This window comes from Arthrobacter crusticola (assembly GCF_004357995.1).
Classification (GTDB): domain Bacteria; phylum Actinomycetota; class Actinomycetes; order Actinomycetales; family Micrococcaceae; genus Arthrobacter_D; species Arthrobacter_D crusticola.
The window spans coordinates 250,644-273,434 of record NZ_SMTK01000004.1 but is presented as its reverse complement, the minus strand read 5'-3'; the positions used below and the strand labels follow the sequence as shown (position 1 = coordinate 273,434).

General features: G+C 68.2%; 22 protein-coding genes and 1 tRNA gene. 11 read left to right on the top strand and 12 right to left on the bottom strand.

The window, feature by feature from the left end; genetic code table 11:
* Positions 1 to 29: 29 nt before the first annotated feature.
* Positions 30 to 1,235, top strand: coding sequence for a DUF445 domain-containing protein (locus E2F48_RS12970; protein ID WP_133404570.1), 1,206 nt, complete (start codon positions 30 to 32; stop codon positions 1,233 to 1,235).
* A gap of 135 nt (positions 1,236 to 1,370) precedes the next feature.
* On the opposite strand, the gene E2F48_RS12965 is transcribed toward E2F48_RS12970, so the two are convergent.
* Both E2F48_RS12965 and E2F48_RS12960 read right to left on the bottom strand, forming a co-directional pair.
* Entirely contained in the window at positions 1,371 to 2,129 is a 759-nt protein-coding gene (locus E2F48_RS12965) for a hypothetical protein (RefSeq protein WP_246018967.1), read from the bottom strand.
* Positions 2,130 to 2,387: 258 nt separating this feature from the next.
* Positions 2,388 to 2,654 (bottom strand): GlsB/YeaQ/YmgE family stress response membrane protein, encoded by a 267-nt coding sequence (locus tag E2F48_RS12960; RefSeq protein ID WP_133404387.1) that lies wholly within the window; start codon positions 2,652 to 2,654, stop codon positions 2,388 to 2,390.
* Positions 2,655 to 2,993: 339 nt separating this feature from the next.
* Here E2F48_RS12960 and E2F48_RS12955 point away from each other — a divergent pair, with 339 nt between their 5' ends.
* The 5 genes from E2F48_RS12955 to E2F48_RS12935 all read left to right on the top strand — a co-directional run bounded on the left by E2F48_RS12955 (position 2,994) and on the right by E2F48_RS12935 (position 7,740).
* Positions 2,994 to 3,245 (top strand): DUF6458 family protein, encoded by a 252-nt coding sequence (locus tag E2F48_RS12955; protein WP_133404386.1) that lies wholly within the window; start codon positions 2,994 to 2,996, stop codon positions 3,243 to 3,245.
* Between the two features lie 205 nt (positions 3,246 to 3,450).
* Positions 3,451 to 4,218: a DeoR/GlpR family DNA-binding transcription regulator gene (locus E2F48_RS12950; RefSeq protein ID WP_133404385.1), complete on the top strand. Its 768-nt coding sequence runs from the start codon at positions 3,451 to 3,453 to the stop codon at positions 4,216 to 4,218.
* The gene (locus tag E2F48_RS12945) at positions 4,215 to 5,222 is read left to right on the top strand and encodes a 1-phosphofructokinase family hexose kinase (protein WP_133404384.1); all 1,008 of its coding nucleotides are present in this window, start codon (positions 4,215 to 4,217) and stop codon (positions 5,220 to 5,222) included. The genes E2F48_RS12950 and E2F48_RS12945 overlap by 4 nt, the downstream gene beginning before the upstream one ends.
* The gene (locus E2F48_RS12940; protein ID WP_133404383.1) at positions 5,223 to 7,322 is read left to right on the top strand and encodes a PTS fructose transporter subunit IIABC; all 2,100 of its coding nucleotides are present in this window, start codon (positions 5,223 to 5,225) and stop codon (positions 7,320 to 7,322) included.
* Positions 7,323 to 7,461: 139 nt separating this feature from the next.
* Positions 7,462 to 7,740, top strand: a complete 279-nt coding sequence (locus tag E2F48_RS12935; protein ID WP_120165812.1) for an HPr family phosphocarrier protein — start codon at positions 7,462 to 7,464, stop codon at positions 7,738 to 7,740.
* Positions 7,741 to 7,943: 203 nt separating this feature from the next.
* Here E2F48_RS12935 and E2F48_RS12930 read toward each other — a convergent pair whose 3' ends face one another.
* The 6 genes from E2F48_RS12930 to E2F48_RS12905 form a co-directional block, all read right to left on the bottom strand.
* Entirely contained in the window at positions 7,944 to 8,663 is a 720-nt protein-coding gene (locus E2F48_RS12930) for a hypothetical protein (RefSeq protein WP_133404382.1), read from the bottom strand.
* On the bottom strand, positions 8,660 to 9,382 hold the full coding sequence (locus E2F48_RS12925; protein WP_133404381.1) for a hypothetical protein: 723 nt from the start codon (positions 9,380 to 9,382) through the stop codon (positions 8,660 to 8,662). Before E2F48_RS12925 ends, E2F48_RS12930 begins: the two co-directional genes overlap by 4 nt.
* 140 nt (positions 9,383 to 9,522) lie before the next feature.
* Positions 9,523 to 10,545 (bottom strand): acyl-CoA desaturase, encoded by a 1,023-nt coding sequence (locus tag E2F48_RS12920; protein WP_133404380.1) that lies wholly within the window; start codon positions 10,543 to 10,545, stop codon positions 9,523 to 9,525.
* A gap of 100 nt (positions 10,546 to 10,645) precedes the next feature.
* Complete coding sequence (locus tag E2F48_RS12915; protein WP_133404379.1) at positions 10,646 to 11,920, bottom strand: endonuclease/exonuclease/phosphatase family protein; 1,275 nt, start codon at positions 11,918 to 11,920, stop codon at positions 10,646 to 10,648.
* A gap of 212 nt (positions 11,921 to 12,132) precedes the next feature.
* On the bottom strand, positions 12,133 to 12,804 hold the full coding sequence (locus E2F48_RS12910) for a hypothetical protein (RefSeq protein WP_133404378.1): 672 nt from the start codon (positions 12,802 to 12,804) through the stop codon (positions 12,133 to 12,135).
* A 169-nt stretch (positions 12,805 to 12,973) separates the two neighbouring features.
* Positions 12,974 to 13,046: transfer RNA gene (locus E2F48_RS12905), tRNA-Lys, on the bottom strand.
* A gap of 201 nt (positions 13,047 to 13,247) precedes the next feature.
* Between E2F48_RS12905 and E2F48_RS12900 the strand changes: the two genes are divergently transcribed.
* From E2F48_RS12900 to E2F48_RS12890, 3 genes are all read left to right on the top strand, one after another.
* Positions 13,248 to 13,895 carry a hypothetical protein gene (locus tag E2F48_RS12900; RefSeq protein WP_133404377.1) on the top strand — a complete coding sequence of 216 codons (648 nt, stop codon included), beginning with the start codon at positions 13,248 to 13,250 and terminating at the stop codon, positions 13,893 to 13,895.
* 210 nt (positions 13,896 to 14,105) lie between these two features.
* Positions 14,106 to 14,723: a DUF47 domain-containing protein gene (locus tag E2F48_RS12895; RefSeq protein ID WP_133404376.1), complete on the top strand. Its 618-nt coding sequence runs from the start codon at positions 14,106 to 14,108 to the stop codon at positions 14,721 to 14,723.
* Complete coding sequence (locus tag E2F48_RS12890) at positions 14,724 to 15,734, top strand: inorganic phosphate transporter (protein ID WP_133404375.1); 1,011 nt, start codon at positions 14,724 to 14,726, stop codon at positions 15,732 to 15,734.
* 112 nt (positions 15,735 to 15,846) lie between these two features.
* On the opposite strand, the gene pstB is transcribed toward E2F48_RS12890, so the two are convergent.
* The 4 genes from pstB to pstS all read right to left on the bottom strand — a co-directional run bounded on the left by pstB (position 15,847) and on the right by pstS (position 19,988).
* On the bottom strand, positions 15,847 to 16,626 hold the full coding sequence (gene pstB, locus E2F48_RS12885; protein WP_133404374.1) for a phosphate ABC transporter ATP-binding protein PstB: 780 nt from the start codon (positions 16,624 to 16,626) through the stop codon (positions 15,847 to 15,849).
* 30 nt (positions 16,627 to 16,656) lie between these two features.
* A complete protein-coding gene (pstA, locus tag E2F48_RS12880; protein WP_133404373.1) occupies positions 16,657 to 17,760 on the bottom strand; it encodes a phosphate ABC transporter permease PstA in 1,104 nt (367 codons plus the stop codon).
* Positions 17,760 to 18,692: a phosphate ABC transporter permease subunit PstC gene (gene pstC, locus E2F48_RS12875; RefSeq protein ID WP_133404372.1), complete on the bottom strand. Its 933-nt coding sequence runs from the start codon at positions 18,690 to 18,692 to the stop codon at positions 17,760 to 17,762. Before pstC ends, pstA begins: the two co-directional genes overlap by 1 nt.
* A 177-nt stretch (positions 18,693 to 18,869) precedes the next feature.
* Positions 18,870 to 19,988, bottom strand: a complete 1,119-nt coding sequence (gene pstS, locus E2F48_RS12870) for a phosphate ABC transporter substrate-binding protein PstS (RefSeq protein WP_133404371.1) — start codon at positions 19,986 to 19,988, stop codon at positions 18,870 to 18,872.
* Between the two features lie 174 nt (positions 19,989 to 20,162).
* On the opposite strand from pstS, the gene E2F48_RS12865 reads away from it, so the two are divergent.
* Together E2F48_RS12865 and radA are read left to right on the top strand one after the other, a co-directional pair.
* A complete protein-coding gene (locus E2F48_RS12865) occupies positions 20,163 to 21,287 on the top strand; it encodes an FUSC family protein (RefSeq protein WP_133404370.1) in 1,125 nt (374 codons plus the stop codon).
* A 51-nt stretch (positions 21,288 to 21,338) separates the two neighbouring features.
* Positions 21,339 to 22,721, top strand: a complete 1,383-nt coding sequence (gene radA, locus E2F48_RS12860) for a DNA repair protein RadA (RefSeq protein WP_133404369.1) — start codon at positions 21,339 to 21,341, stop codon at positions 22,719 to 22,721.
* Positions 22,722 to 22,791 lie beyond the last annotated feature (70 nt).

Below are 22,791 nucleotides of genomic sequence, written 5' to 3'. Positions count from 1 at the left end.
ATGAGGAACGAGCCGCAGCGCTGCGCCGAATGAAGGTCCTGGCCACGGCCCTGCTCGGGGTGCTCGCCGTGATTTTCGTCGTCGCCTTTGCGCTGCAGGAGCGCTATCCATGGCTTGCGTACGTGCGTGCGGCGGCCGAAGGCGGCATGGTCGGTGCCCTGGCGGACTGGTTCGCCGTCACCGCGCTCTTCAAGCACCCGATGGGGCTGAAGATCCCCCATACGGCGATCATCCCCCGGAAGAAGGACCAGATCGGCGAGTCCCTCGGGCAGTTCGTCGAGGAGAATTTCCTCTCCGAGGCCGTGGTGCGGGCGAAACTCGACTCCGCCCGGATCGCTGAGAAGGCGGGCAGCTGGCTTGCCCGCCCGGAGAGCGCCGACCGCGTGGCCGTGGAAGGCGCCGCGCTGATCCGCGGCGCCTTCACGGTGCTCAATGACGAAGCGGTCCAGGGCGTCATCGAGTCAATGGTGCGCAAGCATGTGCTCGGCCCGCCGTGGGGCCCGCCGGTCGGCAGGATCGCAGAGCGGCTGTTCCGGGAGGGGCACCACCACCGGCTCGTCGACCTGCTGGTCGACCGGGCGGCGGATTGGGTGGATGCCAACTACGCCGTGGTGACGCGGGTCGTGGCCCAGCGCTCGCCCACCTGGGTGCCGCGCCTCGTCGACGGCGTCGTGGGAGACCGCGTCTATGCCGAGCTGTCGAAGTTCATCCGCGCCGTGCAGGACGACCAGCAACACGATGTGCGAATCGCGCTCGACAAGTACCTCAAGGACCTCGCCCAGGACCTGCAGTACAGCCCGGAGACGATTGCCAAGGCCGAGGAGATCAAGGGTCAGCTCCTCGACGATCCGCGCGTGCGCGACCTGACGGCCCGCACCTGGGCCACCATCAAGGGCGCCCTCCTTGAGGCCGTCAGTGATCCGCAGAGCGAACTGACACATAACTTCAAGGCCGCGGTGCGCGACTTCGGCGGCCGGCTCGCCAGCGATCCGGAACTGGCGGCGAAGGTAAACCGGTGGATCTCCGACGGTGCCGCCTACGCAGTGCGGACCTACCGCAGCGAAATCGCAGGCGTGATCTCCGAGACGGTAGGGCGCTGGGACGCGGAGGAGACCTCCCGGAAGATCGAGCTCCAGGTGGGCAAGGATCTCCAGTTCATCCGCATCAACGGTACCGTCGTTGGATCCTTGGCGGGACTCGCCATCTTCTCGGTGGCTCACGCGGTCTTCGGCTGACGATCCCGGCGGCGGACGGTGCGGGCGGCAGGCGCCCGGCTCGCCCGCGGGCCGGACCCGCCTCGGCCGGTACCGCTACTGCCGGCCGACGGCCGCTCCCGGTTTCGTGAAGCAGCCAACGGCCGGCGGGCGGCTTTAGGCCCCCGAGCCGGTCGAGGGTTTCTCCGGCGCGGCATCAAGGGTGTTCGCAAGGTCGCCGGGAACCACCAGCGGCGGCGGACCGAACGCGGTCCTGGTCGCGTTGATGACGGCTTTGCCCATCGCATGGTTACCCGCCCCACCGATCGCGGCGCCAACACCGAAGGGGAGCGCGCGGCCGAGGAGGGCGCCACCCTGCCGGGCGACCATCCGGCGGATGAACCGGCGCCGGATGCTCGCGCTCAGCGCGCGGACGAGGGAGGCAGGCGCGGCGCTGCCCACGGCGTTCCCCCAGGGCTGCTGTCCTGGGGACACCGAGGACCCGCCCAATCCTGACTGAATGAGTGCCATCCCCTCCTCACCCATCAGGATGGCCATCACCATGGTGCGGGACCGCTCCGGGTCGTCGGTGTGGACGCCGTGCAGTTCCGCGATCGACTGGGCGTAGAGCGCGGTCGCCTCGAGGAATCCCACGGTGGCGGCGGCCGAAAGGCCGAGCGAGGCGATGGTGCCGACGGCCGGCACCGCCGCGGTCGCACCCACCGCGGCCCCGGCCGCGGTGATGGCCCGGAGATAGTCGCGTTCGAGGAGCTCGGCGAGTTCGGCCGGGGTGGCCGCCGGGTGGCGTCGGCGCACGCGCCGCAGGTTCGCCAGGACCAGCGGGCGCTGGACGTCGATCGCCCGTTCGATACCGCGGTAGATCCCGGGTTTAGGGTTACCGTCCTTATCGAAGAGGGCACTGCTTGCGGCTTTCACGGCCGGATTCGACCGGCCCATGTTCGGTGGATTCACTCGCTGGAGTTCCTTTCACAACCGGTCATCCGGTGGGGATGGCGTGCATTCAGTCTAGGACCGGACCGTTCGCGACGGTGCGGGAAAATCGGGGGCGTGCCTCCATCCGCAGGGGCCGGATAAAGGCGGCCGGACACGGAAAAGGCGCCGCCGGGAAACCGGCGGCGCCTTTAACTCAGCTGTTCCCCCAGGTTCAGCCGGCACCCAGCGGGTGCATCCGGATTATGCGCGGGTGCGGTTCTTCGTGACGGCACCGTAGATCAGCAGCACGATGATTGCGCCACCGATGGCGAGCAGCCAGGTGGAGAGATCGAAGAAGCCTTCAATGCCCGTTCCGAAGAGAGCGCCACCGATCAGGCCACCGAGGATCGCCCCGACAACACCGAGGACGAGGGTGATGACCCAGCCGCCGCCCTGACGGCCCGGCAGGATCAGCTTGGCGATGGCGCCGGCGATCAGTCCGAGAAGAAGAAAACCTAGAATACCCATGAGATGCTCCTTTGAGTGATGGCCATCCGCCGAAGCGAATAACTCAACTGATAAATCCGATGCACCGGAGTGCAACTTTTAAACACTCTACTTCATCAGTATGCTTACAGTTCAATCCTACCATCAGCAAAGTCAGGATATTCTCTCCTGACGCGCTCCCGCAATGGCCCCATCGACGCAGGTCGCGGCGGGACCGTTGGCCGGAATGCCGCGGGAATTAGCCCGGTGAGAAGTATGCTTAGCACCACCTCGTCGTCAAGCGGCGATTTGGCATCCGCCGGGCAGGCCTTGAGAAATCGGGGTGGCCCACCACGCATTTCCAACGAAGGAGTAATGGCCATGAGAATCGGATCCTCAATAGCTTTGATCGCGATCGGGGCAATTCTTGCTTTCGCAGTCGCCGACATCGTGAGCTTCATCGATCTCCGCCTTGTCGGCTACATCCTCATGGGTGTCGGACTTCTCGGCCTGATCGTCTCGCTCTTCCTCAACGCTCCACGCAGCCAGCGCCGGGTCACGGAGTCCCGCTCGCTTCACGACCCGGGCACGGGAGAAACCGTTACCCGCAACGAGACCCGGGAAGGCCTCTAACTCCCCAGGGATCAAACTCATACTCTTCACAACGGGCCGGGGCGCATGCGCCCCGGCCCGTTTCATTGCCTCCACCTGCGAATTTGTGGGGGTTTCGGGAAAACCCTTGTCCTTCGGGCAAAGCTAAAGATAAACTCACATAAACACAGACCGGCGGTGGGGACCCACGGTTGCTCGCCTCGACCGGCTGGACAACGGAGTCGCCATGTTCGCTGAAGAACGCCACCGCCAGATCAGTACCCTCGTACGCACCGATGGCCGAGTGAGTGTCACCGACCTCTCCGAGCGGTTCAGCATCACCGCCGAAACCGTGAGGCGTGACCTGGCCCTGCTCGAGAAGGACGGCGTTCTGCGCCGCGTGCACGGCGGCGCCGTTGCACGGGACTCCGCCAGCACCCGGGAATCAAGTATTGAGAGCCGTCAGTCCCAGTACCGCGCCGAGAAGCAGCGGATCGCCAAGGCAGCCTTGGACATGGTTCCTTCGACCGGATCGGTGATCCTTGACGCCGGCACCACAACGGGGGCCCTGGCCGCCCTGCTCGCCGCCGAGTCGCGCACCGGCCTGACCGTCATCACCCACTCGGTGCCGATTGCGCACCTCATCAGCGGCTCCTCCGTCCACCTCGAACTGATCGGCGGCCGGGTCCGGGCGCTCACCAGCGCCGGGGTGGGCAGCAGCGCCGTCGCCGCATTCTCCCGGCTCCGTGCCGACGTTGCCTTCATCGGGGCCAACGGCGTGGCGGAGCACTTCGGCCTCAGCACCCCTGACACCGACGAGGCCGCCGTCAAAACCGCCATCGTCCGCTCGGCCCGCAGGGTGGTCCTGCTCGCCGATTCGTCAAAGTTCGGCGAGGAATCCCTCGTCAGCTTCGCATCCCTGGAGGAGATCGATGCAGTCGTCACTGACTCAACACCCGGGGGCGCCCTCGCCGCAGCCCTCGCACGCGCACAGGTCGAGGTGGTGAGCGCATGATCATCACCCTGACCGCCAATCCCAGTATCGACCGCACCGTCGAGCTTCCCCTTGCCCTGACCCGCGGCGAAGTCCACCGCGCCGTCAGCGCCCACCAGGAAGCAGGGGGCAAGGGCGTCAATGTGAGCCGCGCGCTCACGAAATCGGGAGTTCACTCCCTGGCGCTGCTCCCCGGCGACGAGGGGGATCCCGTGCTTGCCGGGCTCGCCGCGGCGGCGGTCCCCTACCGGAGCCTGCCCATCGGTGCGGCACTGCGGACCAACACCGCGCTCACCGAGCCGGACGGCACCACCACCAAGGTCAACGAGCCGGGACCGACGCTGAGCCCCGAGCACACCGCGGCCCTGCTCGACCTCGTGGTGACGGCCAGCGCCGGCGCCTCCTGGCTCGTGCTGGCGGGGTCGCTGCCGCCGGGGGTGCCGGCGGACTTCTACGCCTCGGCCACCGCCGAGGTACGGAGCCGGTACGGCGCCGACGCGCCCCGGGTCGCCGTCGATTCGTCCGGAGGTGCCCTCGCCCACGCCGCTGCCGGAGCCCCGGACCTGCTCAAACCAAACGCCGAGGAGCTTTCGGAGCTGACCGGCATCGGGGAGGGCACCGAACTCGAAAGAGACCTCGAGCTCGCCCTTCGGGCCTGCACCGCCCTGGTCGGCGGTGGGGTGGGTGCAGTCCTCGCCACGCTGGGCTCCCGCGGTGCACTGCTCGTCACCGCCTCAGGCGCCTGGCACGCCCGCCACAGCCCCGTCTCGGCGCGCTCGACTGTCGGAGCCGGAGATTCGGCACTGGCCGGCTACCTGCTCGCCGCCGCCGCCGGCGAAGGCCCCGAGGGCTGCCTCCGCCAGGCAGTTGCACACGGGTCCGCCGCGGCGTCACTGCCGGGCTCCGAAGTCCCGGCCCTCGACCAGACCACTCCGGAGGCCGTCACCCTGACCGCCTTCGCCCCAGCTCTCAACTCCGGCGCACCCGCGCACCAGGCAGCATCGTCTCCAAAGGAGGAAAACTGAATGTCCGATCTCATCACGCCGAGTCTCGTCACTCTCGATTCAAACCTCGGGACTGACCGCTCGGCGGTCATCCGGTACCTGGCCGAACAGGTCGCCGCGCAGGGCCGGGCCTCCGGCGCCGACGGCCTCTACGCCGACGCCCTGGCCCGGGAGGAAAAAACCGCCACCGGGATCCCCGGCGGCATTGCCATCCCCCACTGCCGCTCCGGATCGGTCCTCGAGCCAACGCTCGCCATGGCCCGCCTAGCCCCTCCCGTCGACTTCGGCGCGAAGGACGGACCGGCGGACCTCGTGTTCTTCATCGCCGCCCCCGACGGCGCCGATCAGGAACACCTGAAGCTGCTGTCAAAGCTCGCGCGGTCCCTCATCAAGAAGGACTTCACCGCAGCCCTGAGGAACGCCGGCTCCGAGCAGGAGGTGGTCGACCTCGTGGAGGGCGCACTGGGCACAGGCAAGGCTCCGGCCGCAGCACCCGCGGGTGCTACGGTCGGTGCGGCCGCGGGTACCGGAACAGGCTCCGGCGCCCATGCCGCCGCCTTCGCCGCTCCGGGCGGCACCGAGCAGGCGCCTGCCGGTGAAGCCCCGGCACCTGCGAAGGAGGACGGCGAGGTCCGCCGCCTGGTCGCTGTCACCGCCTGCCCCACCGGCATCGCCCACACCTACATGGCGGCCGACTCCCTCGTCGCCGCGGCCAAGGAACGCGGCATCGACCTGCAGGTCGAAACCCAGGGCTCCTCGGGGGCAACACCCCTTGACCCGGCGGTGATCGCGGCGGCGGACGCCGTCATCTTCGCCGTCGACGTCGACGTCCGGGACAAGCAGCGCTTCGCCGGCCTTCCGGTCATCAGCGCTCCGGTCAAGCGCGGCATCGATGAGCCCGGCGAGATGGTCGAGGAGGCGGTCGCCGCGGCCCGGAACCCCTCGGCCCGCCGGGTCGCCGGAGGCGGAGGCGACACCGAGGCCGCCGCTGACACCAGCCGGGAGGGCATTGGCGGAACCCTGAAGCGGGCGCTGCTCACCGGCGTCAGCTACATGATTCCCTTCGTCGCCGGCGGCGGCCTGCTGATCGCCCTCGGCTTCCTCATCGGCGGCTACGCCATCACCGAGGTCGCTGACACCGTCGTGCTCGAGAACAACTTCGGCAACCTGCCGGAGGGCGGTCTATCCACCTACCTCGGGGCCGTGGCGTTCAAGATCGGCCAGCTGTCGCTGGGCTTCCTGGTGCCGGCGCTGGCCGCCTACATCGCGTACGCCCTGGCGGACCGCCCGGGCATCGCCCCAGGCTTCGTCGCTGGAGCTGTGGCCGGATTCATGGGTGCAGGCTTCCTCGGCGGTATCGTCGGCGGCCTGCTCGCCGGCTACGTGGCGATGATGATCGGACGGCTGAGCGTCCCCCGGTGGCTGCGCAGCCTCATGCCTGTGGTTATCATTCCGCTGGTCGCCTCACTGGTCGCCTCCGGTCTCATGTTCCTCGTGCTCGGCGGACCGATCGCCGGACTGACCACCGCGCTGAACGACTGGCTGTCCGGATTGACTGGCTCGGCGGCCGTGGTGCTGGGGATCATCCTCGGCCTCATGATGGCTCTCGACCTCGGCGGACCGGTCAACAAGGTTGCCTACTCCTTCGCGGTCGCCGGCCTGGGCGCCGCCACCGCGGCCAACCCGGCACCCCTGCAGATCATGGCCGCCGTCATGGCGGCGGGCATGGTGCCGCCGCTGGCGATGGCCCTCGCAACGGTGATCGACCGCCGCCGGTTCTCGCAGGCGGAGCGGGAGAACGGCAAGGCCGCCTGGCTGCTGGGGGCTTCCTTCATCTCGGAGGGCGCCATCCCATTCGCTGCGGCCGACCCGCTGCGCGTGATTCCCGCCTCCATGGTCGGCGCAGCGGTGACCGGCGCGATGGTGATGGGCTTCGGGGTCACCTCCCGGGCACCGCATGGCGGGATCTTCGTTTTCTTCGCCATCGACGGGGTTGCGTGGTTCGTCCTGTCAATCCTTGTCGGGATGGTCGTCTCGGCCGTCATCGTCGTCGCCCTCAAGCGGCTCCGTGACCGCAAGCTGGACCGCACCGACGCCGTCGTCGAGCCGGTCGCCGCCTGAGCCTCGGCACGGGAACAATTTATCCGCCCCGGAGCCGGTTCCGCCGGCTCCGGGGTGGATACCTGCACCCGAACAGCAGATGATGAAAGACCAGCAGAATCGACGAACAGACCAATTCCGCCGAACCGAAGGAAAGACAATGCCAGAACGCAAAGCCACTGTAGCCAGCCGCGTAGGGCTCCACGCCCGCCCCGCGTCCATTTTCGCCGAGGCCGCGGGTGAGGTTCCCGTTGAGGTGACAATTGCGATGGACGGTGATCCCGTCGATGAGGCGATGGACGCCTCGAGCATTCTGTCGCTGATGAGCCTTGGGGCTACCCACGGTGACGTTGTCGTCCTGCGCGCCGAAGGTGAAGGGGCGGAGGAGGCCCTTGAGTCCCTGGCCAAGATCATCGAGACCGACCACGACGCCGAATAGCTGACGGCTCCGCCGCGCCGGAGGGCCGGCTGTACACCTGGGTGCGTCCACCCGTTCTGACGGACGCACCCAGGTGTTCTCATAACAATCCGCTGACCCCCCACTGTCAGCGGCAGTTACATATTCATTATTATTTCCTATGAACATGAAACTGTGAACACCAGTAGGCAACGATTGTGCTTCAATCCCGTCCGGGAGTGGCCCTACGCAAGCGGATTTCGCTGCCGAGGCACGCCGCGGCGCCGGCTGAACCAGATCAGGGTCAGCCCGGACACCACGAGCAGGATCGCCCCGAAGGGCAGAACCAACTCGAAAATCCCGAGGTCGAGGCCGTGGAAAAGCTCGAGGACAGCAAAACCGGCCACCAGGAAGAACCCAGCTGCGAGCAGTGAGCAGGCGAGGCGGTGGGCCGGCCGGGAGCCGGAGCGCAGGGACCCGGCGGCCGCCGGCCACACCAGGCAGGCGGACACGTACCCGGGGTAGAGCCTGCCGATGTCGGCATACCGCTCGACGGTTGGCTGGCCGTGGTACCGGGCGAGGCCGGTTGAGGACTCGGAAACCTCACTCAGGGCGAACAGGACGAGGGTGGCGGCCACGGTGAACAACAGCACCGAAATCCCTACCGGCCCGACAATCAGGGCCCGGACCCGCCCCGCGTCGAAGGCGGCGGCCATCCGCAGTCCCAGCAGGACGACGACGGCGTAGAGCGAGAGGCGGATGACCAGGTTCGCCGCATTCCAGCCTCCCAGGACTCCGTCCACCGGGAGGTAGATGGGAGGAAGGGACAGCGCTACGGCGACGGCCAGCAGCATGAGGGCAGCGAAGATCATCCGGCCCCTGCCACGACGCACGCCGGGCAGACGCATCAGCGCGCCCAGGACGCACAGCAGCAGGGCCGCCCACTGGATCAGGTGGCCGCTCATCCCAGGTTTTCCCAGATCGCACGATCACGGTTTTCATCAGCGTCGGCTTTCCGGAGCTGCTTGCCGAGGGCATCCAGGCGGTCACGCGCCAGAAGGACCAGATCGGTGTCGGACAGGGCGTTGAGCGCATCGGCCCGCCCGGTGACGGGCCAGCCGCCCTCGGCGCAGGTGAGCAGGCCCGTCACTACGAGGCCACTGGTGAGGGAGACGCCGGCGATCCGGGACGCCTCGATGGCAAGCCCCGGGCTGAGGCGCCCCGCACTGAGCTGCGCGGAAAGGTTCTGGCGGGCAATGCCCGAACGCTCCGACAGCTGCTGCCGAAGGTCACCGGGGTCGATCGCCTCGATCCAGGCGCGCGCCGAGTTGCGGTGGGGGAAGGGAACAAGGTCCGACAATCCGTTCCCTGTCCCCTCGCCGCGGGCCACAAGGAGCTTGAGGATGTCTCGATGGGAGACCTGGCTGAGGAGTTCGGCACTGGTTGGCGCCCGCATCCCCGTGAGGAGGTCCGTGTATCCCTCGAACTGCGCGAGCGCACAGACCGGATCGAGCCCGTAGCCCCGCGCGACCGCAAGCAGGGTGCTGACCGACACTTTTCCACGCACGAGCTGCTGGGCAAGCGTGGAGCGTTTGATGCCTGCCGAGCGGCAGAGGTCGGAGACCGAATCCGTGGGAGCTATCTCCTGGCGCCACAGCTGGAAGGCTTTTGCCGTGACTGCCATCCCACCTCCCCCTTGGACATTCGACGATCAGTTCGCAGTATACTTAAACCGCTGGCTCCCCATTCTGCGATTCCCCCATACGCAGAACGTGGAGCCAGCTTTTCGTTGGGCCGGGCCGGTCGAATCCGCCCGGCGCCGGGTCAGTGCTGTGCCCGTGCCGCCAGTTTCTCGAAGCGCTCCCGCACCGGCCAGCGGACGGAGGACGCCCACCCGAGCTTCTCGAAGATGCGGATGACCCGGGCGGAAATATCGATCTGCCCCTTGTCCACGCCATGCCGCGCGCAGGTCGGATCGGCATGGTGGGAGTTGTGCCAGGACTCACCGAACGACGCGAGGGCCAGCGGCCAGAAGTTCCCGGCCTTGTCGCGGGAGTGGTAGGGCCGCTCGCCAACCATGTGGCAGATTGAGTTAACGGACCAAGTGATGTGGTGAAGCACCGCGACCCGCACCAGCCCGGCCCAGAAGAAGGCTGTCAGCGCGCCCCACCAGCTCTGGGTGACAAGCCCGCCGATCAGCGCCGGCAGGAAGAGCGTGATCAGGATCCACGCGCCGAACAGTCGATCGATGCGCTGGATCATCGGGTCCTTGACCAGATCGGGTGCGAAGCGGATCTTGTTCGTTTCATCCCGCTCGAACAGCCAGCCCATGTGCGCGTGCCAGAAGCCCTTCGCGAGCGCCCAGGGTGTGTTCCCGAAGGCCCATGGGGAATGGGGGTCGCCGTCCGTGTCCGAAAAGGCGTGGTGGCGGCGGTGGTCCGCCACCCAGGTGATCACCGACCCCTGCACGGACAGGGAACCCGCGATGGCCAGGGCGGCCCTGAGGGGCTTCACGGCCCGGAAGGATCCGTGGGTGAAGTACCGGTGATACCCGACGGTGACCCCGAGGCCGCTCACTCCATAGAAGGCGAAGAACAGGACGACGTCGGTCCAGGTCAGTCCCCAGCCCCATGCCAGCGGGACCGCCGCAAGAAGAGCTACCAGGGGAAGCAGCACCCCGATGTACACGGCGATCTGGGTGCCCAGGGGACGGGGTCCGTCGAGGATCGGCCGGGGGCCCTTCGCATCGGGATTGTCCCGCGCGTAGCTGGAGAGGTCCACGGCCGAGTCGATTTTGGAGGGCCGGAATCCCGGCTTCGTCCGCTGTGGTGGGTGGTGCGATGTCATGGTGGACCTGCCTTCTCCGGGAAGCGCCGCCCAACCTACGGCAGCGTAACTTACGCAAGCGTAAGTTAGCGCGGCCGACCCATCAAGACCCTGCGGACTCCTAGCTGCCCCGAACCCTTACGTCGGCGTAGACAAGGCGGTGGTCGCTTGAGGGAAACGGGAAGATTCCGGTCAGGTCGGAGCCGGGGGTTCCCACCCGCGGCCAAAAAACTCCGCTTCGAAGCACCGGCAGGTTCTTCGAGGGCAGCACGTAGTCGACGCGGAGGTTCCCCGCGGACTGGTCCTCGAAGTCGGCGGTGTCATGCTCCGGGAGGCCACGGTGCTGCGCGCTGGCACCTCCCTGCAGGGCCGACGCCTCCGCCGCCCCCTCGGAGGAGGGCAGTGGGTCGTGCACCAGGCGGTGGATCAGGAGCTGATCGATTGAGCCCTCGATCGAGTCGCCGTCCAGGGGATCGCTGTTCTGGTCTCCCAGGATGACGAACCGCTCGCCCCCGTCGAGCCCGCCCCACCGGCCCTGGTCGTCGTAAAGGTAGGCCGCCGCCTTCCCTCCTTCGATGTAGTCGGCCCACAACCGGATCTCATCGTTGTTGCGCCTGCCGTTACGGTCTTCGCGCCCGTCAAAGACCGGCGGCGTGGGGTGGCTGGCCAGGATGTGGATCGACTTCCCGCCGATGATGACCGGAACATCCCAGTGGGACTTGCTGGAGAGCCGCACCTGGGCCAGTTCGTCGGCGGAGTACCAGTCGGCTCCGCCCGACGCCGGATCGGTGGGAAGCAGGGCGCCGGGCATGTCGCTCCACTTGAAATTCTGGAAGGTGCGGACGTTGGCCGTATCGATCGGATACTTGGAGTAAAGAACCATGCCGTACTGGCCCTCGAAGGCGCCGTAGCCGAACGCATCGTCCGGCCCGCCGACGGTGCCGTCGTTGTTGAGATCCATGCCGCTGGGAACACCGGTATTGGCCGGCGCGGTGTAGACGTAGGGGTAGGTGATGCCCGGCGCACCGTCGGAGCCGACCGCGAGGTAGTTGGTGCGGAAAAGCTCAGCTGCGCGGTGGTCCGGGTCGTAGTCGAATTCGTTGAGGAGCACCACGTCGGGTGCGGTGGCCTGAATGATTCCTGCGACCGCCCGCGCCTGGGTGCTCGTGGTGCCTGACAGCTCGCGGACCAGGTCCCCGGGGTTCTGCCGGTTGAAGCTGGCGTTGTAGGTTGCGACCCGGACCGGGGAAGCCTCGGTAGCCTTTTCCGCCACCACCACGTGCGCTGCGGGCTCTGCGGAGGCGGGAGCCGCTGCGGATCCGGTGGCGAAGAACCCACCGGCCGCGACCATTGCGGCAGCCGTCAGCACTAATGAGCACCGTCTCAAAAAGCGCATGAGTCCCTTCCGTATCATCCCTGTCCGGTATCAAACCCTACCGGGCGGCAGCCGGGGCGGCACCGCCCAGACGATAACGATTTCAAAATGGAGCTTCCGGAAACGGCACCCGGAGCCCCGGCCAAGGGAAGGCACCGGGGGGATCCCCGGGGGGACGCGCCCGCCGGGAATCCGCCCGGCGGCGTCGGACGCCGCGCCCAGGTGTCGGGCCCTTATGCCCCGGGTGACGGCGTCCCCGGGGGACCTACGCGTCCCCGCGGGGGCTCCCCCAGTCGCGCGGGACCCCGGGACGGTTCGACGCCGGCCGCCGCCTCCGCCGCACCCAGGGCCCGCTCCAGCGCCAGGATCGACGCCGCGTAGTCGGTCACCAGAGGTTCTGTCCCGGCCCCCTGCCCGGACGCCGCTGCCGGCTCCGACTCGAGCGTCCGGCGCCGGTACAGCGCCTCGCGCATGGCGGCAAGCACCCGGCGCGACTCGGGCCCGCGGGTGTCGCTCATTGCCGGGTAGTTCAGGGCCAGTGCGGGGTCGAGCTCGTAGGCCGCCCAGCGGCGCAGCACGGCGTCATGCCGGGTCTCAAGGGAACGCAGCCGGCCCGAGGCGGCCGCCGTCCGCCGGGTCCCGGCACGCCGCTGCTCCCTCAGCCCGAGCCAGGCGGTCCCTGCGGTGGTCGTTATGAGCGCAGCCGCGGCGGCTGCGCCGCCGGCACCGGCCGGGACCGCAGCGAGGCACCCGGCGAGCAGGGCAAGGAGGGCGGCGAAGGCGAGCCAGAAGAGCGTGTCGGCGTCAGCTCGGCGCTTGAGGGCGGCGTCGATGCGCCAGGCGGCACAGCCTGCCAGGGCCGCTATGGCGGCGGTTGCAACGATCAGTGCGGTGGCGTCGGGCATCGGGCTACTTTCGCAGGTGCCGTCCGGACCCTCGGCCCGGTCGGCAGTTACCCCTCAATTGCAGACGCACCACGGGCCGTAGTCAATCCCCCCGCATCCGCACTGTCCCGGACCCGGAAAACCCCGCCCGGCGCGGTGCCGGGCGGGGTTTTCAGCACTCCCGCGGGAGTGGGCCCTGTGGGGCTCGAACCCACGACCCACGGATTAAAAGTCCGATGCTCTACCAGCTGAGCTAAAGGCCCGCCGCCTCCGAACCGGTTTCTCCAGCCCGGGCGACTTTTTAACTTTATCCCAAACACCCCCTGAGCGTTGCACCGGTCCCATCAGCGCGGGCCTTCCCTCTTCACCCGCACCACCGCGGTGTCCATCCTTGGTGTCCATCCGTCTCGAACGCTTGGTCGTCGGCTTCGAACGGCCTTCCGTAGCAGGAGTATCCTCATTTCATGGACGGCGACTACAACAACAAGAGCCCACGGCCGCATAAACCGAAGCCCTTCGCCCCGGTCGATTTCGAGATCTTCGCCGGCGGGATCGACCCGTCCAGGGTCTCGGAAGCCGCACACATGGCAGCGCATGCGCTGGTGCACCACGGGCGGGAGTCCGACGACCCCGAGGTGACCCGCCGACTTGTCGAACTCGCCGACAAACAGGGCCTTGAGGCCGTGGCGGAGATGTGGGCCGAAAGCCCGGCACGGTCCCTGCCCGGGGCCCTCTGGCGCCTCTACGCCCTGCGCGCCGCAACGCAGAAGGACCCGGAGCGCATTGCCTCCTACTTCACCTCCGGCAAGGAGGTGGCCCAGGTCTCGAAGGTTGTCGCCGGCGTCGCCGAACCCCCGGGTGCCACCGAAATGACCGATATGGCCGACAAAATCCTCTCCGGGGCCTTCGAGGGGGATTTCGACGTCGCCCTTGAACGCTTCGCCGCGTTCTGCCGGGTGGTCGCGCTGGGACAGGTGAACCACGCGGAGCAGGCCCACCACTCAAACGAAGCCCACGCGTCGAAACTGACGAAGAATTCGCACCGGCTGATCAAGACCGCCGAGGACCTTGAACACGCGGCCGCCGCCTGGCGGCGGGGGGAGCTTGACTAGGCGGGCGCAGGTCACGATGTTGACACCGGCGCAGCGGAGTAGAAGACTAAAACCGGCGTCGGACCGTGGAACCCCCGGGCTTCAACACTCAGCCGCTTCGAGCGGCCTTCCGCCGAGAGGCGCTCCCGGTTCGACGCCATTACCGCGCCCAGACGCAGTTCGCCCCCCGTTCGTTAGTACTGCCGCCGTGCCTGAGACAGGGAAGCATCAGTGAAGTTACGCCTCTTCCCTCAGGAAAACGCAGGCCTGGAACTGCTCTCCCGCATGGCACGGCAGCTCGTGCTCGGGGTGGGCACCATGTCGGCGGTGCTCGGCGCCACCACCGAAGAGTACGACCGCCTGGCCGAGGAGATGCACCAGCACGAAGCGGTCTCCACCGACCTGCATTTCGCCCTGCTGACCTCGATGCGGACCTCGTTCGTGAACCCGCTCCCCCGCGAAGACCTCTACACCCTCTCGCGGCTGCTCAACGAAGCGATCGAGAAGCTCGACGGCGCCGCGGAACTGATCGCCCTGTACAAGCTGAGCCGGCTCAGCCCGCGCGCGGCCGAACAGCTCGAAGTCATCCACCGGCAGGCGGAACTGACCGCCACGGCCATGCAGCGCCTCGACTCGATGGATGAACTCGAGGAGTACTGGATCGAGATCCTGCGCCTTGCCCGCCGGGCCGAACGCACCCACCGCAGCTGGTGCGCCGAGCTGCTCGGGGAGCACAAGCCGCTGGCGTACGCGCGGCACCGCGACATCGCCAACCAGCTCGTCGAGGTGACCAAGGACATCCGCAAGGTCGCCACCCACGTGGGCAGCATCTTGGTCAAGGAATCCTAGGTGGAGGTCTTCCTGCTGACGGCCGTCATCGGATGCGCCGGCGGCTTTGCGTTCCTCAACGGCTTCCATGATGTGTCGAACTCGGTGGCGACGGCGGTGCGCACCCGGGCCCTGACCCCGACGATCGCGGTGCTGCTGGCGGCGGCATTCAGCCTCACCGGCGCGCTGTTGAGTACGTCGCTGGCGTTGTTCCTCACCGACGCGGGGCTGCGCCTGCCGCCGGGCACCACGGGTCTGGGGATCCTGCTGGCGGGACTACTCGGCGCCGGCTGCTGGGGCCTTTTCACCTGGTACCGGGGCAAGCCGTCGTCATCGACCCATGCGCTGATCGGTGGAATCATCGGAGCCGGCGGCGCGTCACAGCTGATGAGCGGGGCGACCGTAACGGGTTCGGAGCGGGTCTTTTTCTTTCAGATCGTGCTGCCGCTGCTGCTCTCCCCCGTGGTGGCCTATCTCCTGGCGTACGCCCTGGTGTTCGCCGCGACCTGGGCGCTGCGGCACAACTCGCCACGCCGGGTCAACCGGGGGAACCGGATGGCCCAGTCCGTCCTCGCCGGCGCCTTCGCGCTGGGGCACGGCCTGCAGGACGGGCAGCGCACCATGGCCGTCATCCTGCTGGCACTTGTCGCCGCCGGGGCATCAAGCGGCGCGGAGATGCCGCTGTGGGTCCAGCTGTTCGCCGCGGCGCTGCTGGCCTGCGGCTCGGCCTTCGGTGGCTGGCGCATCACCCACACCCTGGCGAACCGGCTGGTGCGGATCGATCCGCTGCGCGGTATGAGCGCCCAGGGCGTGAGCACGGCCATGCTGTTCATCGGCGCCATCTCCCTGCAGGTTCCGCTTTCAAGCACCCACACGATGACCTCGGCGATCGTCGGGGCCGGGGCGAACCAGCGGTTCGCCTCAGTGCGGGGCACCGAGCTGCTGCGGATCCTCATCGTGTGGGTCGCCACGGCCGCCGTCGCCGGCCTGCTGGGCGCCGTCTTCTTCCTGGCCCTGAGCCCGCTGCTCTAGGCGCCCGGCCCGGATCCGGCGCACCGCCCGTTACCCCGGGCCTTAACCGCATCGGCCCCGCCGCCGTCCGGAAACTTCCGGGCGGTCGGCGGGGCCGGGGATCGGGCCGTGCCTATCCGAAGCGGCCCGAGACGTAGTCCTCCGTGGCCTTGACGGTGGGCTTGCTGAAGATCGTCGCGGTCTCCCCGTACTCAATGAGCTTGCCGGGCTTGCCGGTGCCCGCGATGTTGAAGAACGCGGTCTTGTCGGACACGCGGGCGGCCTGCTGCATGTTGTGGGTGACGATCACGACCGTGTAGTCGTTCTTGAGCTCGTTGATCAGGTCCTCGATGGCGAGGGTGGAGATGGGGTCGAGCGCCGAGCACGGCTCGTCCATGAGGATCACCTCGGGCGAGACGGCGATCGCCCGGGCGATGCACAGCCGCTGCTGCTGGCCGCCGGAGAGACCGGAGCCGGGGCGGCCCAGGCGGTCCTTGACCTCGTTCCACAGGTTCGCACCGCGCAGGGACTTCTCGACGAGGTTATCGGCGTCGGACTTGCTGATGCGCTTGTTGTTCAGCTTCACGCCGGCCAGCACGTTGTCCCGGATGGACATGGTGGGGAACGGGTTGGGCCGCTGGAAGACCATGCCGATCTGGCTGCGGACCGTCACCGGGTCGACGTTCTGGTCATAGAGGTTGTCCCCGTCGAGGAGCACCTCGCCCTCGACCCGGGCGCCGGGGATGACCTCGTGCATACGGTTCAGCGTGCGCAGGAAGGTCGACTTGCCACAGCCGGACGGCCCGATGAAGGCAGTGACCGAGCGGGGCTTGATTTCGATGTTGACGCCCTCAACAGCAAGGAACTTGCTGTAGTAGACATTGAGGTCCTTGACGTCGATTCGCTTGGACATGAATTCCTTTTTCGTTGTTGCCGCGGGAGCTCAGCGGCTTGTCTTAGGGGCGAACATACGGGCGATGACGCGGGCGACGAGGTTCAGCAGCATCACCATCAGGATCAGCAGGAGCGCCGCCGCCCAGGCGCGCTGCGTACTGGGATCGGTGTTGGTGGGGGAGGTCGGCGTGAGGATCTGGTAGTAGATCAGGGTGGGCAGGGTACTCATCCAGCCGCTGAAGACGTTCCAGTTGATGGCGCTGGCAAAGCCCGCCGTTACAAGGATAGGAGCCGTCTCGCCGATCACGCGCGCAATCGCGAGGGTTACGCCGGAGGCGATACCGGAGATGGCGGTGGGGATCACCACCTTCGTGATGGTGCGCCACTTCCGCACGCCCAGGGCATAGGCCGCCTCACGCAGTTCATTCGGCACGATCTTGAGCATTTCCTCGGTGGAGCGCACCACCACGGGGATCATCAGGACCGAGAGCGCGACGGCGGCCACGAAGCCCGTGCGGGTTCCGGGGCCGAAGAGCAGCCCGAACAGGGCCGCGGCGAACAGGCCCGCGACGATCGAGGGGATGCCGGTCATCACGTCGACGAAGAAGGTGATGGCCCGGGTGAGCGGACCGCCCGTACCGTACTCGACGAGGTACACGGCGGCGAGCAGCCCGATGGGCACCGAAATCGCCGTCGCCCACAGGGTGATCTGCAGGGTGCCGACCACTGCGTGGTAGGCACCACCGAGTACTGGGGTGCCGTTGGCGACCGAGGCGTTGTCAACGGCGCCGGTCACCCCGTTGAGCGAGGTGAACAGGAAATCGTAGGAGATTCCGGGCAGGCCCCGCTCGAGCACGGTCCACAGCACCGACAGCAGCGGCAGGAGTGCGACGAGGAAGGCCCCGTACACCAGGTAGGTGGCCAGCGAGTCGGTGGCCTTCCGTCCGCCTTCGACGACCGCGGTCACCGCGGTCGCGCCCAGGAGGAAGAACAGGGCGGAGAAGAGGCCCCAGGACACGGCACCGAAGCCCACGAGGGAGGCCGCGGCCGCCCCGAAGACCAGGGCCGCTCCGAGGACGAGCCACACGGCGTAGGAGGGCAGCTTCCCCTTGGTGAGGTGGGACTGCCTGCGGACCAGGGTTGCGCTAGTCATTAGTTGGCCCCCGAAAATTCTTTGTGGCGGGTGATGATCCAGCGCGCCACCATATTGACGGCCAGGGTGATGACGAACAGCACGAGGCCGGCGGCGATGAGTTCGCTGAGCCGGAGCCCGAAGGCCTCGGGGAAGTTGAGCGCGATCTCTGCGGCAATGGTCTGGTTGCCCGAGGCGATGAGGCTCGCGGTGAGCGCTCCGCCCGAGAGGACGAGGGCGACGGCCATGGTTTCGCCGAGCGCCCGGCCGAGGCCGAGCATCGCTGCGCTGATGATGCCGGGGCGGGCGAACGGAAGAACCGCCATGCGGATCATTTCCCAGCGGGTCGCTCCCATGGCCAGCGCCGCCTCCTCGTGGAGGTTGGGTGTCTGGAGGAAGATCTCCCGGCTCAGGGAGGTGATGATGGGCAGCACCATGACGGCCAGGACGATGCCGGCCGTGAGCATTGTGCGTCCGGTCTGGCTCGCTGGGCCCTCGAAGATGGGGAGCCAGCCGAGGTTCTCGGCGAGCCACGCGTATCCCTTGGCCAGTTCCGGGGCGAGCACCGCGTAGCCCCACGCGCCGTACACCACCGAGGGGATCGCCGCGAGCAGGTCGATGACGTAGCCGAAGCCCTGCGCGAGGCGCCGGGGGGCGTAGTGGGAGATGAACAGTGCGACGCCGATACCCAGCGGAGTGGCGATCAGCAGGGCGATGGCCGCGGCCACAACCGTTCCGATGACGATGGGGAAGATGTAGGTGGAAAACCCCTCCCCTCCGGTGATTTCGGCGGGGTCGGCGCCGGCTACGGGGAGCGCCTGCACCAGCAGGAACACCGCCACACTGAAGAGGACGGCGAGGATGAGACAGCCGGCGGCGAGGGTGGCACCGGAGAAGATCTTGTCTCCGGACTGGCCCGCGCCGCGGGTCTCGGTCAACGTAGTGGTGGACACTGCTAAACCCTTCGGAACTGTTGTGCTGGAGTGCACTCGATGTCTCGTCTCGTGCTTTGGATAGTGTTCATCGTTCCTCCAGCCATTACAACCTGACCGCCCCAGCCGGCCTGTACGTGAACAGCGGAGTGCCCCGCCCGGTCGTTGAACGACCGGACGGGGCAGCTGCGGAGGGGCCTAGGAGGCAACGGTGATCGAATCGATGGCCGTCAGGGCCTGTTCGCGGAGGGTCTCGGAGATCGGCGCGTTCCCTGCGGACTCGGAGGCATCCTGCTGGCCCTGCTCGCTGACCGCGTACGAGGCGAAGGCCTTGACCAGGTCAACCGTCTCCTGGTCCTCATAGGTGGAGCAGTAGATGTGGTAGGACACGAGGACGACGGGGTAGGCGCCGGAGGCCTCGGTGTCGCGCTCGAGTTCGAGGGACATGTCAACGTCGGAGCGGCCCTCGACCGGGGTCGCGGCCTCAACGGCGAGCGCGGCGGCCTCCGAGCTCAGCTCGACGTACTCCTCGCCGACCTTTACGTGAACCTGTCCGAGATCCCCAACGGCCGAGGCGTCAGTGTAGGTGACCGCGCCTTCGGTGGAGGAGGTCGTGGAGACGACGCCGTTGGTGCCCTGGGCGTTCTCGGCGACGATGGCCGACGGCCACTCGCCGGAGGCTTCGTCGGTCCATACTTCGGGAGCCGCCTGGGCGAGGTACTCGGTGAAGTTCTCGGTCGTGCCGGATTCGTCGCTGCGGTGCACAACGGTGACGGCCGTGTCGGGGAGCTCGACGCCCTCGTTCTGCGAGGCGATTGCCTCGTCGTCCCAGGTTTCGATCTCGCCGCGGAAGATCGAGGCGATGGTGTCGGCGTCAAGGTTCAGCGATTCGATGCCGGGCAGGTTGAAGGCCACGGCGATCGGGGAGACGTAGGCGGGGATGTTGATCGCGCCGTCGGGGCCGCAGATCTCCTTCGAGGCCTCGTACTCTTCGTCGTCGAGGGCGGCGTCCGACCCGGCGAACTGGACGCCCTGGGCCAGGAAGGCGTCGCGGCCGGCGCCGGAGCCGTCGGGTGAGTACTGGACCGTGGCGCCGCTCTGGGCGGACTGGAAACCCGACTGCCAGGCCGTCATGGCGGCGTTCTGGGCGGACGAGCCGGCACCGGTCAGGGTGCCCGACACGGCGGCGGCGGTGGACTCGGCGGGGCCGGCCTCACCTGCGGGGGCGTTCGTGGCATTGTCCGAGCCACACGCGGTCAGAGCCAGGGCGGCCACGGAAATAACCGCCGCTGCGCGGCCGAAGCGAAGAACCTTCACTTGATATTGCCCCTTCCAGGGTTTGAACGTCAGTGCGCAGGAGACACCCGGGAGGGGTGTACGCGTCCTTGTACATCCCTCACGGTAGGCAGGTCAGTTAACGAGACTGGCCCCAAAAGATGAACGGAAGGTGAACTCGGCGGGGACATTGGCCTCCTATGCGAAACTGAACCCATGCCCCGCCGAGGAATTTCCGCTGCCGCAGCCTTCCTGGGCAACCGGAGCCGGGTCGGATTCAAGCGCAGCTCCAACTCCGTCCTGATGGCCCTGCAGATCACGGTCTGCGCCGTGGGCGCCTACGCCTTCGCGGAGCAGGTGCTCGGCCACGACGGCCCCCTGTTCGCCGCCACCTCCTCGATGATCGCCCTCGGGTTCTCAAGCGATCCCCGCCTGCGCCGGGTGCTCGAGGTGGGGCTCGGATGCACCCTGGGCATCGCCCTGGGTGACGTGCTCCTCGCGCTGCTGGGGACAGGCATCTGGCAGGCGGCCATCGTCCTGTTCGTCTCGATCCTGCTGGCCCGGTTCCTCGACAGCGGCACCATCTTCACCACGCAGCTCGGCCTGCAGTCGCTGCTGGTCGTCCTCCTGCCCGCACCCGAGGGAGGACCGTTCACCCGCAGCGCCGACGCCGTCGTCGGCGGGGTGTTTGCGCTGATCATCACGATGCTGGTGCCGCGGGACCCCCGCCGCGCGCCGAAGTCCGAGGTGCAGGACCTCCTGGAAGAGCTGGCCGCGGTGCTGCGCGAGGACGCGGACGCACTCTCCCGCAGCGATTCGACCCTGGCCTGGCATGCCCTGGTGCGCGCCCGGAACACCCAGCCGCCTCTGGACTCCCTGGCCAAGAGCCTGCGGGCAGCCCAGGAGGTCGCCCTGATCTCCCCCGCCCAGCGCCGGCACCGCGACGAACTCGGCTCCCTCGAGCGCTCCATCGAGGCGATCGACCTGGCGGTACGCAACAGCCGCGTCTTCTCGCGCCGGCTGACGTCCGTGATCAACCATGCGGCGCTGAGCGATGAGGCCATCTCCTCCCTGAGCTCCGCCCTTGAGGACACCGCGGATGCCGTCACCGTGCTCGCCCGGGGCCTTGCCGGGTCGCACCCCGCGGAACGGCGGTTGAACCTCCGCTCCGCCCGCAACGACCTCGCGGCGGTCGCCACCCAGCTCCATCCGGCCAGGCTCAACGTGTCGCGGCTCGAGGGTGAGGGGCTGATCCTGCTGTTCCGCCCCCTGGTCGTTGACCTCCTCCAGGCCTCGGGGCTGTCCCACGACGAGGCGGCGGGGTACCTTCCCCGGCTCTGACCCCGCGGCGGTGCCGGCGGGAATGTCCGGGGGCGCCGCTAGGCTGAGGGGATGGCAACAAAGACTGCAGCCGCGCGCTCCGGACGCGGCACGACCCCCACCTACCGGTGTGCCGAGTGCGGCTGGACGACGGCGAAGTGGGTGGGCCGGTGCGGGGAGTGCCAGGCCTGGGGCACGGTCGAGGAGACCGGCCAGCCGGTGGCCCGTACGACGGCGGCGGCGGTCGTCACCCAGGTGGCCCAGCGCATCGCCGATGTCGACGCCACGACTGCCGCCTTCCAGGCCACGCGCATCGACGAGCTGGACCGGGTGCTCGGCGGCGGGCTGGTCCCCGGGGCCGTCATCCTGCTGGCCGGTGAACCCGGGGTAGGCAAGTCGACCCTGCTGCTCGACGTCGCGGCCCGCGTGGCCCGGCTGGGACGGGATGTCCTCTACGTCACCGGCGAAGAGTCAGCGGCGCAGGTGAAGCTGCGCGCCGAGCGGATCGCGGCCGTCGCCGACACCCTCTACCTCAGCGCCGAGACCGACCTGGGCCAGGCGCTGGGCCAGGTCGAGAAGATCCGCCCGGCCCTGCTGATCGTCGACTCGGTACAGACCCTCAGCAGTGCCGCAGTCGACGGATCGGCCGGCGGCGTGACGCAGGTGCGCGAAGTGGCCGCATCGCTGATCAACGCCGCCAAGTCGACGAATATGACCACCCTGCTGGTGGGCCATGTCACCAAGGACGGCTCGATCGCCGGGCCGCGCCTCCTCGAGCACCTCGTGGACGTCGTGTGCCAGTTCGAGGGCGAGCGGCACTCGCGACTGAGGCTGCTGCGGGCGGTGAAGAACCGGTACGGTCCAACCGACGAGGTCGGCTGCTTCGACCTGACCGACGCGGGCATCGAGGGGCTCGCCGATCCGAGCGGCCTTTTCGTCTCGCGGACCAAGGACCCGGTCTCGGGCACCTGCATCACCGTCACCCTCGAGGGGCGGCGCCCGCTGCTCGCCGAGGTGCAGGCACTGCTGGCCGAATCGGCGAACGCCCAGCCGCGGCGTGCCACCAGCGGTCTTGACAGTGCCCGGGTGGCCATGCTGCTGGCGGTGCTTCAGCAGCGCGCCTCGCTCAGCCTGTCCAAGGACGACAGCTATGTGGCGACGGTCGGCGGGGTGAAACTTTCCGAGCCGGCCACCGATCTCGCCGTCGCCCTGGCGGTCGCCTCGGCCAAGACCAACCAGCCCCTGCCGGCCCGGCTGATCGCCTTCGGGGAGGTCGGGCTCGCCGGCGAGGTGCGGCCGGTGCCGGGGATCTCCCGGCGGATCTCCGAGGCCGAACGGCTCGGCTTCACCCACGCCGTGGTGCCGGCCTCCCCCGACGGGCCCGGGCCGGTCCCCAAGGGCTTCACCGTACGGGAGGTTTCAACGCTCACCGAGGCACTGGCACTGATCTTCTAGGCCGGCCCACCCGCGCCGCGCGGACGGGTTGTTCCGCGGCGGCCCAGCGGCGACCGGAGTCCCGCAGGTG